This window comes from Desulfofundulus sp., assembly GCF_049701015.1.
In the GTDB taxonomy this organism is placed as follows: Bacteria; Bacillota; Desulfotomaculia; order Desulfotomaculales; family Desulfovirgulaceae; genus Desulfofundulus.
The window spans coordinates 1-14,122 of the sequence record NZ_JBNATZ010000048.1 but is presented as its reverse complement, the minus strand read 5'-3'; the positions used below and the strand labels follow the sequence as shown (position 1 = coordinate 14,122).

General features: G+C 46.6%; 13 protein-coding genes. All 13 read right to left on the bottom strand.

Annotated elements, in window-relative coordinates:
* Positions 1-187: 187 nt before the first annotated feature.
* Complete coding sequence (cas4a, locus tag ACPLUI_RS04885; RefSeq protein ID WP_424659154.1) at positions 188-1,114, bottom strand: type I-A CRISPR-associated protein Cas4/Csa1; 927 nt, start codon at positions 1,112-1,114, stop codon at positions 188-190.
* A 5-nt stretch (positions 1,115-1,119) separates the two neighbouring features.
* A complete protein-coding gene (gene cas4, locus ACPLUI_RS04880) occupies positions 1,120-1,695 on the bottom strand; it encodes a CRISPR-associated protein Cas4 (protein WP_424659153.1) in 576 nt (191 codons plus the stop codon).
* On the bottom strand, positions 1,682-1,954 hold the full coding sequence (gene cas2, locus ACPLUI_RS04875; RefSeq protein WP_424659152.1) for a CRISPR-associated endonuclease Cas2: 273 nt from the start codon (positions 1,952-1,954) through the stop codon (positions 1,682-1,684). The genes cas4 and cas2 overlap by 14 nt, the downstream gene beginning before the upstream one ends.
* A gap of 1 nt (position 1,955) precedes the next feature.
* Positions 1,956-2,963, bottom strand: coding sequence for a CRISPR-associated endonuclease Cas1 (cas1, locus tag ACPLUI_RS04870; RefSeq protein ID WP_424659151.1), 1,008 nt, complete (start codon positions 2,961-2,963; stop codon positions 1,956-1,958).
* An 82-nt stretch (positions 2,964-3,045) separates the two neighbouring features.
* Positions 3,046-4,422: a hypothetical protein gene (locus ACPLUI_RS04865; protein ID WP_424659150.1), complete on the bottom strand. Its 1,377-nt coding sequence runs from the start codon at positions 4,420-4,422 to the stop codon at positions 3,046-3,048.
* Positions 4,416-5,321 carry a type III-A CRISPR-associated RAMP protein Csm4 gene (gene csm4, locus ACPLUI_RS04860; RefSeq protein WP_424659155.1) on the bottom strand — a complete coding sequence of 302 codons (906 nt, stop codon included), beginning with the start codon at positions 5,319-5,321 and terminating at the stop codon, positions 4,416-4,418. The genes ACPLUI_RS04865 and csm4 overlap by 7 nt, the downstream gene beginning before the upstream one ends.
* Positions 5,322-5,353: 32 nt before the next feature.
* The gene (gene csm3, locus ACPLUI_RS04855) at positions 5,354-6,031 is read right to left on the bottom strand and encodes a type III-A CRISPR-associated RAMP protein Csm3 (RefSeq protein WP_424659149.1); all 678 of its coding nucleotides are present in this window, start codon (positions 6,029-6,031) and stop codon (positions 5,354-5,356) included.
* A gap of 7 nt (positions 6,032-6,038) precedes the next feature.
* Complete coding sequence (csm2, locus tag ACPLUI_RS04850) at positions 6,039-6,458, bottom strand: type III-A CRISPR-associated protein Csm2 (protein WP_424659148.1); 420 nt, start codon at positions 6,456-6,458, stop codon at positions 6,039-6,041.
* Positions 6,459-6,601: 143 nt separating this feature from the next.
* On the bottom strand, positions 6,602-9,061 hold the full coding sequence (gene cas10, locus ACPLUI_RS04845) for a type III-A CRISPR-associated protein Cas10/Csm1 (protein WP_424659147.1): 2,460 nt from the start codon (positions 9,059-9,061) through the stop codon (positions 6,602-6,604).
* 125 nt (positions 9,062-9,186) lie between these two features.
* The gene (cas3, locus tag ACPLUI_RS04840) at positions 9,187-11,529 is read right to left on the bottom strand and encodes a CRISPR-associated helicase Cas3' (protein WP_424659146.1); all 2,343 of its coding nucleotides are present in this window, start codon (positions 11,527-11,529) and stop codon (positions 9,187-9,189) included.
* On the bottom strand, positions 11,495-12,250 hold the full coding sequence (gene cas5, locus ACPLUI_RS04835) for a CRISPR-associated protein Cas5 (RefSeq protein WP_424659145.1): 756 nt from the start codon (positions 12,248-12,250) through the stop codon (positions 11,495-11,497). The genes cas3 and cas5 overlap by 35 nt, the downstream gene beginning before the upstream one ends.
* A gap of 9 nt (positions 12,251-12,259) precedes the next feature.
* Positions 12,260-13,330, bottom strand: a complete 1,071-nt coding sequence (cas7i, locus tag ACPLUI_RS04830; RefSeq protein WP_424659144.1) for a type I-B CRISPR-associated protein Cas7/Cst2/DevR — start codon at positions 13,328-13,330, stop codon at positions 12,260-12,262.
* Positions 13,331-13,344: 14 nt separating this feature from the next.
* On the bottom strand, positions 13,345-14,122 hold a 778-nt coding region (locus ACPLUI_RS04825), incomplete at its 5' end, for a hypothetical protein (RefSeq protein WP_424659143.1).

Sequence of the window (14,122 nt, the reverse complement as noted above, 5' to 3'; positions counted from 1 at the left end):
CCCGACCGCGGGTGGAACCCGCCGGCCCTTGATATTCCTCAATTTTTCCCATTTCCGCCGGGTTGAATGAAAGCCCATTTTTTCGAAAATAACTTTTCTGCATAAAAAGCCCCTCGATTTGCGAAAAAGCTTTGTTATATAATATTTTTCCACAAAAAAGCAAAATCCCCTTGTAAAAAGTTTAAAGTTACTTTGACCCCCGGCAGTGCAAAATATAGGGACAATTTTCGTAGCAATGACCTATACCCGGGTCGAGCTCTTCGTAAATCATACGCATTTTCTCGTCCCTTTCCTCAATGAACCACTGGCGGAGCTCATCGTCAATAATGTGGATGTCCTTTTTTACCACCAGGCGGTCATTCTTGAACTCTCCATAAACGATGCATCCCAGGTTAATGGGAAATTCGTAAATTGCCTCCATAACCATCGCGTAACCAGTAGTAGTTAGCCGGTGAAACTTTTTGGGCTCTCCGAACTTCAAGTCCAAAATCATAGGCTCGGAGAAGGTAAAGGCATCGGCACTCAAGCCGCTGCTCAAGCCTAAAAACGAGCCATCCAGTTTTTGTTCCACTACCACCGGAATTACAAGGGCAGCCAGGGAATCCTCTCCTATGTATGGCTGTTTTACCAGGATCTCCTGTAAACGTGCTATCACCCGGGCATTTTCAAAGGCAGTCAGAGTTTCGGCCTGTTTTTGTAAATCGTTAAACTGTTCTTCGGAAAGCAGGTCGCGGTATTCCTGGAGAAACTCCATATTGAAAGGCCGGTTCAGTTCCTCTAAAATCTCCTGGTAATTCAATACACCTTTTTCATAGATTAATCTTTTAGCACGTACCAGTACTCGCACCAGTACTTCATGTAAAAGTTTTCCTCTAACCATGGCTGCGTTGGGCTTAATCCGAATCCGCTCAACCCTCCGCAGGTATAGGTCACGGTTGGTGGGACAATATGAATTCGCTATTTCATGAAGCGCAAGCTTCAAGTCGTAAATCGGAGCTAAAGGCGGCTGATGCCAGTTCCATCCCCGCAGTTCCTCAGCAATTTCCATCTGCCGGGAACGAGGCAGATAACCTTTTATAAGCTGTTTCTTCTCTTCATCCGTCAAAAAATACAATTAATTCACCTCACATCGCCACAAAAGTTCCGATACTCGCAATCTATACAGCGACCCTTAAAGCTAATCTTCGGAGGTATGTATTCAGATGCTACCATTCCCCTTATCCTCGCCAGAGTCTCTTTAACGTGCAACCTGGCATTGGGAGTAATCTCTACCGGAATCACGTCATTTGCCGCATCAAGGTAAATGAAGCCATAGCGAATCGGCCGGTTGTATGTATCTTCAAGGAGCATAGCGTAAGCTACGAGCTGATATTTATGGTTTAGGAAGGCTGTGCCTGAGCTATGTTTAAATTCTACGGGGAAAATGTCTCCTCCGCTAATTATATGCATATCCAGCCTCCCTTCCAGACCCAGGCGCGGTGAATAAAGGTTGGTGTGAAATTTTCGCTCACCCACCTGAAAGTTATAGCGTTTGAAGGTACGACGCTTTTCAAGGCGATCCAGTTCCAGGTGAGCCTCCCGGCCAAATTCCATTTTAGTCGTCACCTTTTTAGGCACCGGACAGACGTAGGTAAAATAAATAATCCTGGGACAATAGAAATATTGTTTTATATCAGTTACCTTAAGTTTCAGCATCCGGAAGGCCACCCGGTTTTATGCTGATATTAACCAGCAGCCTTAAATCTTTGTCGCAAACGGGGCAGATTATAATATCCCCAAAATTTTTACCCAGGATTTTGCGTAATCTTTGTTTTAATTCGTCCCTCCGGTTGTGGTTTAGCTCGCCGAAAAAGGCGGAGTACTGAATGTGAGTCAACCCGTAATCCTTGCAGGCCTCGAAAATTTTATTGCGGATCTTATCCTCGACTACATCGTAAATAACCAGTGTCTTCATTTTACCAGCTGCCCACAAAAGGGCGATACTTTGCCTCCCCCCGCAGGAAAGTGGCTAAACGGCGGGCCTGCATCTGAATTATTGTCTTTATTTTGTACCTTTTCCCCTGGAATTTCTCCTGCGTTTCCAGCCTCTGATTAATCCGTTCCTGCAGGTCCTGCCTGGTAGAAACTGCAAGCATACCCTCTTCCATTTGAATCTCTGTTCCTCTGTTAACCATGGCCACTACCACCCGGTCTACTACCTGCTGGCGAAACTCCTCCACAAGGTCATAGACCAGGCTTACTTTTCCGGACCGATCGACATGCAGGAAACCACCATAGGGGTCGAGCCCGGCCAGTATGATGGCACCCTCAACCCGCCTGTAAAGCATTCCATACCCGTAATTGAGCAGGGAATTTACCGGGTCGGTACTACCACGGTGTTCCCGACCCGGGAAATCCACCCTTCCGGAAGTGAGGCATTTTATTCCCTGCCAGTAAAGATTACCAGCCCTGCCCTCCACCGACATAAGCTGCCCTCGCACATCATCAATACAATTCCCCACTATACCATTCAACTCAGTTAATATACGTTCAATTTCACCAATAATTTGGTAAACCTGGTCAAAAAGGTCGCGGTCCACTTCCCGGCGGTATTTGGGAAAATACTTGAGTACGTTGATCTGATTTTTCAACTTTCCTTCAATAAAAAGCTTCGCTATAGTTACTCCTCTCTCATCCTGGTAAGCCATCAATTGATGACGGCGGGTGACAACCGTGCCGGTCAGGTAAGGTGATACGAGCTTGGCGTAAGGCTTCCCCGAAGGAGTAAGAAAGCTAATCTGTATGCCCCTTTCCACACACTCCCGGATTAGATCAGTGGAAAGACTGACACCCGAGGTGTCGATAATCACATGTTCCAGATCGTGGAAAGGAATTTCACTGACCACTTTACCATTTTCTTTTAATATAAGCCGTTCACTCTTTTTGCCCAGGAATGAGCCGAAGTTGGTAACCAAGAGTTCCATAGGCCATAGCCCAGAACCTTTCCTTTTATGCTGTTAATAGTATTTCCATGATATGGCATATTAAACCCGAGAACATTTTGCTTCATAAGAGGGCAAATGCTTGCGATAGAACGCTGATCACCAAACGTAAATCCTCTTCTTGAAAAGGATAGCACATCAGAAGCTCGCCACCATCGAAGAATACTTTAAAAACCTCTTCCAAGACAGCAAGGCTGTTTTCCGCATCCTCTTCGCTAACCGGCTTCATACCGTGAGCTACTATAGAATAATTGCGCCGATCTCGGAGCTCGTCCAATAAAGTACCCAATTTTAACTTTTGAAACGAGCTACCACGTCTGGCAGTAAAAACTGTCTCGATTAACCGGCTATAAGTCTTATCTTTAAATATTTTTTCCAGCACTATTTCTGAAGCATGGATCCCCAATTTCTTGATATTGGGGCTTAATTCCCAGGGATGATTAGAGGCATACTTCTTTATAATTTCCAGATTATTAGTATCCGTGCTCCTGGAAAGTTCAGCAGGTTCTATCCCATACTTTTCCCTCAATTGTTTATACAATGTACCTTCATAAATCCTCCAAAACCGGGCGAGAGTATCGGTGTAGTCACCCCGAATAAAACGACGGCGGGCACTAAAGTATAAGTCAATGAGATTTTCATAAGTTTCCCTCTCTGTATTTGCCTTCAGGAGTTTGAGCACCCTCACCTGACGTTCAAGAAGTGCGGCAAGATCCCGTAAATCTCTCGTATTAATAATTTCGGACAGCACACTGTTTAATCTCTGGTAAGCGTCGTTGTATCTAATTAAATCCCAACTCTGGTAGGCCAAAAAAATTCGCTGCACCAAGGCTGCCTTATCCCGGCGGTAAGAATATATACTGATTTGCTGTAATCTCCAAGCTTCTTCAGCCATCCTCTGAAATAAAAATTCCCTGCAATAACGGTTGAGCCTGGAAATAATATTTTCTTCCTCTAAAAACGTTACTTCAATTTCTTTCACGCGCTTACCGTCGGCATAAAGGGGATTGGAGACCTGCCAGAGATGACAGTTCCTGAATAAGCCGGCATTAGCCAGTATTATCCATGTACTTTTTAATTGTGGTGTCCCTGAAGAACAATTTAAATGAATTTCCACCTCTTGACCTGCCAGTGCCGTCAATACTTCCCCTACTTCTTTTCTGACGCGGGGCAAAATGGAACTGTAGTCGGTTGGATCATTTAAGGCAAGTGGTTTTATAAAAACACCGATATCCACCCCCACTTCCTTTAAAATCCATTCCCTGGTGAAATCCGCATTAGTTTGGGTTTCGCTCTTGACTCCATACCCTGCTGCAGTCGGGAAAAGGTATACCACATTGGGGTTCAGATGCCTGCAGAGAGTAACCACCGAACCCTCCTCACCCGTTTTTTCAGAAAAAGGATCCTGTTCACCTACAAAAGAAAACATCATCTTTAACATCGCGCTTCCTCCATTCTGGTCGGTACCGCAAAGGCCAGGCCATAATGCAGCACACCTGGATGACCAGGTGCAATTCCTTCAACCATCTTCCCGTAAAAAGGTTTTATATTACCTGTAGTCCTAAAAGCGGATCCAGCCCTAATCATTAAAAGGGGCCGTTTGAAAGGTAGTGCCGAAAGGGCATATTCTTCACCCAATTTCCCGTATTTGACTATCATCCTGTAACGCCCATCTACCGGATCATCTCCGGCTGGAACAAAGTTTGAGAGGCTTATAAAACCGTTAGCTTGATCAAGATCGTTAAATGCTTTGAATTCTTCCAGGGCAACCACGGAAAAGCTGCCTTTACCGATCGACTTACGCTTACCCAGTCCCGTTTCTCCCAGTAACTGAAATAGCCTTAATACCTTCTCTTCCCATCCCCTGCTAATCTTTAAGTATATTGAGAGGTGGCTGTAATCTGTATGAATATACCGTTCAACCTGTTCGTAAAGACTCCCTTCCTCACCTGTAGTTCCAGTTAAACGGTTGATCTGATTGTGCAAGGTGACGGTTTCCATAAAAGGCTTCTCTCTGGAAAGCAGCATTATATCACGGCCGGAAGCAAGAGTTATAAATTCTTCCAGAGTAATATACTCTATTTTTTTGACGCGCTTACCTTCTTTAGCTGCAGCAATAAGCTCTAACCTGGATGTGGGTAACGATCCTTTTTTAAGCGGCAGCAACGGGCGTGGGAAGAGGTCCCCCGGGAAACCGTTAGATATGACTAAAGGCGGTAGTCCATTCCTGTAGAGAGACAAAAAATTACTTAAGGCCCCCTCCCCTTCGCTGTATTTCAGGGTCCAGCACAGGCCGCCAAAGATGGTATCAGCGTGCAACGGGGTCAGGCATGAGCCCATAAGTTTGATTTTCAAACGATATGTTTGCACGGCTACATCCCCTCACCAATCTTAATGGCCTCCCCGTCCACGGTGATATCCTCAAATCTTACTTTCCCGTAACCCCGTGACCCTGAACTTCCCAGGTACTCGCGCTGCACCAGAGCAAGCCCTTCTTTAATGATGTTCAGCATATCCTGTTCTTTATCACCCTCAAAAACCCTTAAAACCAGTTCGAAATTGAAGCTGGTACCGGCCGGCACGCGCTCCTGAGTGCGCAAACCCCCATGGCCCGCCCTACCGGTCTTACGGTCAACCCAGTTTTCCGTTTTGATTTCCGCAAAGAACAGCCCCTTCTCCTGCTGGGCTTCTCGTAGTACCTGCTCTGATCCATCCGTCAAAAAAGCATCCCGCACAATCAGTCTTGTCGGACCAAGCCTGTGTTGCATATTCTTATGCGCACCGAAAATACGACAAACCTTACAGGATTCCTCGCCACATCCACATGGTTGTCCTGTACTTTGTGTACGCGAGGAATATTTCAACTCGAGCAGGGCACGCATGCGTCCCTTTAAGGAAGAACCAGGTATGTAAGGAAGACCCGTAACAGGGTGACGGATAATGGGATTGTCCATACCGCCAATTTCTATATCATCTTTTGAACCACCTATGCGCAAACCTGTCTCGCATAAGATTTTACCTTTTATCGTTATATGCTTGAGCAGTTTCATAAATATTTTACCTCCTCTGGTTGTTCTTTTCTTTAAAATAAGTAAAATAAGCCAGTACACTTTGAAAATGCTCTATAAAAGCTTTAAAATGCTTTCTGTCTATTTCGGCCTTCTCAATATTTGTTCTCATAAATTCCAGAAACTCTTCCGGTACCAACTTATTATTCCCATCGGACAAACGCCCAGCGTTATAGATAACATTGGCCTGTAAAGAGTAAAGATCAGGTTTGACAGCATCGAATTCCTCTGATTGAAGTTTTGCATCAATAGCCTTTAGCTTGTTATAAAACCGGCGCAATGCAGCTGAGGTCATCCCTTTTTGAGACAGCACCCGCGCCACTTTCTCCGCATCGGAGGTTAAAAGTTCTTTTCTTAAGTAACCTTTGGCGTCAAAATAACCTCCTTTGAGGTAGTCACCGTCCAGCATTGCCGTATTAGCCGTCTGTGCTGAACGCCGGTTTTCGGCAACACGATCCCCCCTCCCCTGCTCCCTTCTCCCCCCGTAACACTGCGGGCAAAGATCGTACCTGGAATCAAGGGTTGGCTTTCCGCATATGCGGCATCTGGCTGTCATGTTGAATCACTCCTAACGTCTAATGTTAATAATGCATAACTGGCTAATAGTTTCAGATTAACTATATAATCATGCCCCACTTCCTTCAGTTTTTCGACCCACATTCGAATCACTCCTGATTCAGGATCATCCTGGGGAATTCCCAAATTACGGGCAATTTCGTATGTCAAAAGGGGCAAGTAACGCAAACCGGCAACGTCTCCCTTAAAGTGATACTTTTCATATAGAGTAGCAAAGTACAGGAGCTTGCGTACAAAGCCGGTGCTGAGCCGTTCCTGTTTCAACCAGCTGGCCAACCGTTCTGCCTCCTGGAACAGCCTTTCCACTTTTGACCAATGAACCGTGGTACCCAGGAAGCTAAGCTGATCCCTCCCTTCCTGGTATCCAGGAAGTGCTTTTTCCTTGGATTCTTCCAGCATTTCTTCCGCCACAGCCACGCCTCGAGAAAGGGGTATACGCGGCTTAACCAGGGCAATACCGGCAGAAAGGGTTATATTAGGGTTCCTGCATGTGAAATGATGAAATTCTGTTTGGACAGTTACAGCAAGGCGGGCTATTTCATCCCACGGCCCGATTATAAAGAGGTCATCACCACCGGAAAACACTGTATAACAGCTCGTAAACTTGGTTTTCAGTAACTGCTCCATCCGGCCGGCAAAAAACAGGTCCAGCATCCTGCTCATCGTAGCCAGCCGGGATATACTGGTATTATCATTCGTTTCGCCACGCAAGCCATAAACAAACAGGCTCCCCAGGTTATCCACGTCTGCTTTCAGATAGCCTAAAAGCTTACGTCCACGCGACCTATTAGCCAGGCAATCAAAATATAATGGTTCGCCAGGACCAGGTTTTCTGTCATCCCGGCAACCTTTACACTCATAACAGGGGTTTTCATCCGCAAGAGGTATGTAGTTAGTCATATACTTGAAAATAGTGGGATACTTGCCCGATTCATTAATGTTGGAGTTATTTAACCTGACTACCAGATAAAACGGAAGTATATCTTCTGGCTTATCCCTCGAAATAAACAGATTGTAAGTCCCGTGCAAAGGGTAAACCCCAGCAAAACACCCAGAAGATATTGGCTCTTTGCTAAAAGCAATGTATCCAGCATTGGCCAGCCTGGTGCCCATTTCGAGGTCACGCCGACATTGCGGGCAGAATTGTTGCTCACCGTCACCAGCCTGCCCAACTGGATTCTTTCGGCATCCAGGGCATATTCCACCCTGCCACTTCCCAACCCCACTCATAAATAATTCACTCTGCCAGTAACCGTTTTTGACAAGGTAATCTTTTAAAGGCATTACCTTTTTATCGTTAAGCTTTTCGGCAACTGATGCCATTACCTGGCCAAAGCAGGCAAAATCCCGCCCGCTAAAAGGGAGTTGGGCCAGGTTAATGGTTAGCTCACCATGAAATTGTTCCAGAAACCACCGGTCCAGTTCAACCTGCAGATTATCGATCTTTTCCTTTGATCCATTTATGTTAGGCAACAGCAAATAAAATTTACCACCAGAAGAGAAAATAATGTTGCAAAGTGGCAGATCAAACTCATGGAGTATCCTGTGGCTGATGCTTTCAAGCAATGCGCTAAGATAAAAAGAACGTGCCCGGAGGCGTTTGGCAACCCCTCCTGCACCAATACCGGAAATTTCAAAGATATAGTTCTGAATCCCGGAAAGATCTCCCACTACCAGGCGGAACTTTAATTCATCGGAATTGGTTATCTGTTTAATTGTAAAACTAGTGGTTTTATCGTGGTATTGATAAAGGCAGGCAGCTATAGCAGCAGTTGTACGTAGATGATCGAATAATGATATATCCGGAAATTCATCAAGGGTATTACTGGGCAAGCACCAGGTGTAACGTTCGAAAAGTGAAAGCAGGTGAGTAAAAACGCAATTAAAATCGCTGATATTGGTTCTACTCAAAAGGGCATCAAATTCGTGCCCGAAAGAACGCAGATAAGCAGCAGTCTGCCCTGGATCGAGCATATCAAAGTCTTCCGGAAAAGCCAGAGCAGGATCCAGGGGATGCAGGCGATAGTAAAGCGGTTCCGGTGTTTCCCTTGTTAACTTCAGCCGTGAAAAAACGGAAGCCAGGGGTATTGTTCTAAAATCCTTACCCCTTCTCGCAGTTTCACCCCTTTCCGCCGAGGAATAATTATCGGCAGTGCTGACCAGATAGGCCAGGGGACGTACCTCCGGTGGAGCTTCCTGAACTCTTAATTCCGGAGGAAAATCTCGACTCTCATGATGCCTCTGAACGAGTTCGATCAAGAGAGGAACATCGGCAACTTCTGCGAACAGGTCTTTTCTCACCCGGATCAAATCTGCAGAGATAGCAGGGTGTTTTCCGCTTATTTTTATGCCCTGTTGAAAATCTCCCCGTTGCAGGAACTTACCGATGTCATGGAGGAGACCTGCCAACACAACAGTATGGTATTGTTTGTTCATGAGAACCTCTCCATTAAATAATGTCTTATCAGAACCTTGTTTCTCATGTTTCTCATTATGTGTCTTGCAGCCAATAGAATCAAACTGGGATTTTCCATTCAGGAAATTTTCCTTTTCGAAAGCTCCTACCTTACTTGCAAGCCCAACTCCTTATCATAAGTAACATCCACGACATATACCTCCCTGTCACGTTTATCTTTCACCATGCCCATCTTTTTAAGTCTACAAAACTGCCCCCAGGATAGCGGTACAAGTAGCTGCGCTGCTTCCATAGGTTCCCCTGCAGATATCATGTTTTGATACTCCTGCTCAAGACATGCCGGCAATACTTCAATGCTGTTAAAGGCCTGGTAAAACATTTCTTCAAGCTCTTCGCTGCTATCAAATGGACGCAGTGACCGTAAGCAGGCGTTTTCAAACCTCTCACGAGCTTCCTGGTAAATTCTATCCCATTGTTGCGCATAATCTCCCCGGTAGATTTCATCCAGCCAGCTGGTAATTGCTGCTTCATCAATTACCTTCTCAGCATTCTTTTTTAACACCGCTAGAGTTCCTTCGACCAGAACTTTATCATAAATCTGCTGGCCATCAGCCGGAGACGTAAAAACGTTAACCGGTGCACATTTTTTCAGACGACGCCGATTGATGCGTCCAAAGCGTTGAACAAGGGCATCCAGGGGTGCTGGGTCTGAATAAATAACATCCAGGTCGATATCCAGACTCACCTCCACCACCTGAGTAGCTACCAGAACCACCGGTCTGCGCACGGTTGAACGGGAACCAGTAGCTTCCTGTATCATTCTTTCTTTAAACAGGCGATCGCGGCTGTTAAAACGCCCGTGAAGCAGGACCAATTCCGCCCTATCTTTCAGGCGCTGGAACAGCTCATCGTAGGTCTGCTGAGCACGTTTGACCGTGTTACAGCAAACCAGGATGCTGCGGCCCCCTCCAGCCTCACTAGAAATTCGATCTAACCAGGGATCCTGTAGTAATTCACCTTCCTGTACCAGTAACCGATGCCGTTGAAATTGCGCAAATATTTCAGGTGTGGCACGAATGGTGGTCATTTCTCCCAGGGCTTCAGATAAACGCCTCTCCAGTAAACCGGGTAGCGTCGCCGACATAATTAAGAAAGTGGCACCAAAATTTTCCCGCAAGTACTTTACCGTAGCCAGAATCATTGCCAGTCTTTCCACTTCGTAGGCATGAATCTCGTCAAAAATAAAGGCCGAACCCAGGAAATCTGAAAGCAACATTTCATATCCTTTCAGCCGGTAAGGCCCTTTCAGCATCTGGTACGGACTTAACACGCGCACCGGATAATAATACAACCGGGATAATTTCATGGCGCACTGCGCCATCCTTTTAGCCTGTCTCCGGTCGTAATCCTCTTCCAAAAACCGGTGGTATAGTGACAGCGTGGCGCGGCCGTGTTCCAGGCCCACCACTCCCGGAAATATCTTTTGAAGCCTGTTGTACATGGCATTCATACTTGCCTGATAGGGCAAAGTGTAAAATAAGCGGGGAAGGGGTTTTACGCCTGCCTGAGAACACGCCCATAAAAGAGCTGCTTCCGTTTTTCCGCTGCCTGTAGGCGCCACCAGGACTGCCTCCCCCCTGGTTTTTAAACATGCTTTCTGATGGGGATAAAGCCCGGCCTCAGGGAGACCCCACCGGGCCAATAAATCATTCGTATGAACCAGTGGTACAGGCAACAGGGAATCTGTATTTGCCGAAGCTGTATGATCGCTTGAAAGCAAATGCCCCCGTAATACCATCAATGCAACTGATAAGGCCTTACCCTCATAACGATTCACTTCCCGTCCCCAACGACGGAGCTCTGCAAGACGCCTGTAAATATTTTTCTGGCCATTACTGCGAAATTCTGTTATAGCACGTTCCAGAGGAATCAGCTCAGGCTGCTGTATCCCGGCGGTTGATAGCCCCAGGACCGTAATCCACGACACAGAGCATTCCACCAGCCAGCGCCAGAGGCCTTCCAGGACGCTATCACTAACTTCTTCCGTTAAAGAGCCTACAGTGTTCTCCTGTAAATTGCTTGCCCCCATGTAAAGGAGTGAGATTTCCCGGGAATCCTTATGATGATAGACAATCGCTGCCGCCATCCGGGTAAGCTCCTCCTGTTCAAAACCCCCGCAAAACCAATCGAGAAAAGCCAAGGAAAGCACTTCGTGACGGTGGGGCCAGCGTGGCCCACCGCGCAGGTATTTCTGAAAACCCCGTGCAGCTTTACCAAAATCATGCAACCAGGAGGCCCAAAAGAGGCAATGCCACAAACGGGGAAAATTCACCACCCGCGGAACCCGGGGGCGGACCTGAATCATTTCAGATAATTTATTCAGTACATGCCAGGTATGTAGAGCCAGACTTTCCCCGGACTCTCCTTCTTCCTGTGGGCTCTTAGCCCAAACATCATCCAACCACACCGGCCATGTCAAATTCGTCATTTTTATCACCTACAAAGGTATGAAACAATAAACCAAGAAAAGCACCCTTTTCCTGTGGTGATTCGGGGTCGACCCAGTATATTTGCTCCTCCATAGACTGGTGCCTGATCATTTCATCACTATACACCCGCTGGTGCAGTACCAGATAGCGAGCAAAAACAGGAACTCGCCCCCGCTGATAGTCCAGAAAACGAGGCATGAGCACTACATAACCACGACCCGTCTGCATTGCCATCCGGTAAGGCGCCAGGGTATGCTCGAAATAGGCCTTTTTTGAGGCTATCAATTTGACTACCTTAACACTTTTGTAGGTGAACAGGTCCTGGGACCTACCCAGAACTACAGGGTAGCGGGGAGAACGAAAAGCCGACTCCCATTCCGGCTTGTTAATGTACAGCACAAGCCGTGGTTTAAACAAAATCGTCCTTTTGAACGGATTAACCGCTCCTTCCAGAACTTTGGCCACCTTTGTTCCTGGCAGTTTGCCGCTGGACGCATTTAGCACATGGGTATGTTCCACATCATCGAACTTTGCCTGGTAAGTAAAATGGTAGGCAAACTTTATTCCTTCTGGAACTACCCATTCACCCAAAGCGCTACAGATATGCCCGTAAATCGTAGCCGGCGGGGGCATTTCAAAGGTAGGCTGAACTCCCTGCATAAAGTGAGGATAACGAAAGGAAGTGGTAATTCCCTCCGCTACTATTTTCAGAACTTCCATCGTATCACCCTACTCCATCCAACAGCTATTTTCCGGAATCTTTAACGCATTGATCAAAGCTCTGAATGCCTGCCGGGGGTGGCTCATCTTAATCCTCATACCTCCCGGCGTTTTAGCAAATTCTTCTAGTTTAGCACGCTCTTCGTCAAGATACCCGCGGGCCCAACCTACATAAATATCGGAGAGGATATCATCTTGAAAAACGGTAATTGCTTCTTTCAGAGCTTCCAGCTTAAGTTCAGGAAGGCCTTTATTGCTGGCACCGATCACATAACCAAAAATATGGTTCCCACCCCTGGTTACACAGAGAATAACTAGTGGTGGGGCAACATCCGTATAATGCAAAGTCTGTTTCGCACCGCCATCTAAAATAGACATACCTTCAAAAAGAGCAGCAATACGCTGCACCCTCTGTTCCATGGGTAAACGGTAGGCTTTTTCATCCATTAAATGTATCAGACCGGCTTCCTGAGCCTTTTTGATTCGCACATCGTCAAGGTTACGGAAACCTGTCTTCTGCCGGTACCAGAAGGTACCACAGGCACTTAGATCCAGAGAGAATAAGCCCTTTAATGTCGCACGATAGAACTGATGCTCATGAGGTACCGGATCTCCTTCATGCCGGGACATTACACCAAAATCACTGGTTGGGGTAACGGGAGCAATAGAGACCAGAGTGCTCACCCTGAAAGGAGCTGCTCTCGTAACTGTATCTGTAGTTTCCGTCTCATTAAGTCTTGTTTCAGCTTCCCGTTTGGCCCGGGCCGATTCTTTCTTAGACGGAGCTCTCATATAACCGAATAGATCATCATCCCACCACTGGATAGGATTGGCATCGGTATAAGCAATTTTATCCTCACGATATATTGGCGCTGATACCCAGCCTATATCAGCCTTTTCCAGAGTCGTTCGCAACCAGTAACGGAAGGCCTGTGCAGAAACGTATGGATAAAAACCCTCCCTGGTACGTATTACCTTTACCCCAACACTATTATCAAATCGCTCGCCAGGAATATTCCCAAGGTTATTCAAGGCCGAAGCCGGTGCATCAATGAGCAAAAGTCCGGTAACAAAGGCCATGGCAACATCCTCCTTTATTGATTTTCATCCCGGGCTTCCGGCAGGGCATCGATATTTTTACCCAGCCATCCCAGATTATAAAGCTGTTCAATCATCCGAATCAGCACCAGATCGCGGGCCAGGCGCCAGTCCGGTCTTGCTACGTCGGTACCATCTTCAAAGATGTTGATATAGGGCTCAAGCGTTATGAGCGGCGGATTACCTCGCCTGACATGGGCCAGGTTGGCTTTAATCAGAGCGTTGCGAAAAATTCTGTAATCCTGTTCACTGAAAAAGACTGTAAAAAAACGCCGGTCGTTTTCACCGCTCACATAAGCGGCCAATCGATCACCCAGGTCCCGAATTTGCTGGATGCGCTCCTTATCCACGTTCATCACCTTCCATAAGAATAGCTCAGTTATTTTCCAGGAAACCAGGCTGACCTCATCCCTGAGCGAGTAGTAGCGACGGGGGTCATCCTCCGCTCCTCTGTATATTGGAATTCGCAAGAAGTAACGCCGGATAAACGCGGGAGCATTATCCGGCAAGTAAAACAGATCTTCATAAAGGAAATTTCGCTTTGGACGATTATCTTCTTTTCCCTTCTTGTTCGAAAGACTCATACGCCATGCACGTTCGGTAATACCCTTCCACTCAAGGCGGTAAGCTGGACTCACAACGTAAAAAAGAAATTCTGTGAGCTCCAGCGGTAGGTAGTAAATTTCCAGGGGCGGGTTGCGGTCATCGAGAGGGTTAGACTGACCACTATTGGTCAGGTGGTAGGCCGTTATGGACGAAGGGCGGCCTTCTAAC

Coding starts and splice junctions, on each gene's coding strand:
- csm2 (WP_424659148.1), bottom strand. CDS start 6,458: ATGCTGGACGGTGACTACCTCAAAGGAGGTTATTTTGACGCCAAAGGT.
- cas2 (WP_424659152.1), bottom strand. CDS start 1,954: ATGAAGACACTGGTTATTTACGATGTAGTCGAGGATAAGATCCGCAAT.
- cas3 (WP_424659146.1), bottom strand. CDS start 11,529: ATGACGAATTTGACATGGCCGGTGTGGTTGGATGATGTTTGGGCTAAG.
- ACPLUI_RS04865 (WP_424659150.1), bottom strand. CDS start 4,422: ATGTTAAAGATGATGTTTTCTTTTGTAGGTGAACAGGATCCTTTTTCT.
- cas5 (WP_424659145.1), bottom strand. CDS start 12,250: ATGGAAGTTCTGAAAATAGTAGCGGAGGGAATTACCACTTCCTTTCGT.
- cas7i (WP_424659144.1), bottom strand. CDS start 13,330: ATGGCCTTTGTTACCGGACTTTTGCTCATTGATGCACCGGCTTCGGCC.
- cas4 (WP_424659153.1), bottom strand. CDS start 1,695: ATGCTGAAACTTAAGGTAACTGATATAAAACAATATTTCTATTGTCCC.
- csm4 (WP_424659155.1), bottom strand. CDS start 5,321: ATGGGCTCATGCCTGACCCCGTTGCACGCTGATACCATCTTTGGCGGC.
- cas10 (WP_424659147.1), bottom strand. CDS start 9,061: ATGAACAAACAATACCATACTGTTGTGTTGGCAGGTCTCCTCCATGAC.
- csm3 (WP_424659149.1), bottom strand. CDS start 6,031: ATGAAACTGCTCAAGCATATAACGATAAAAGGTAAAATCTTATGCGAG.
- cas1 (WP_424659151.1), bottom strand. CDS start 2,963: ATGGAACTCTTGGTTACCAACTTCGGCTCATTCCTGGGCAAAAAGAGT.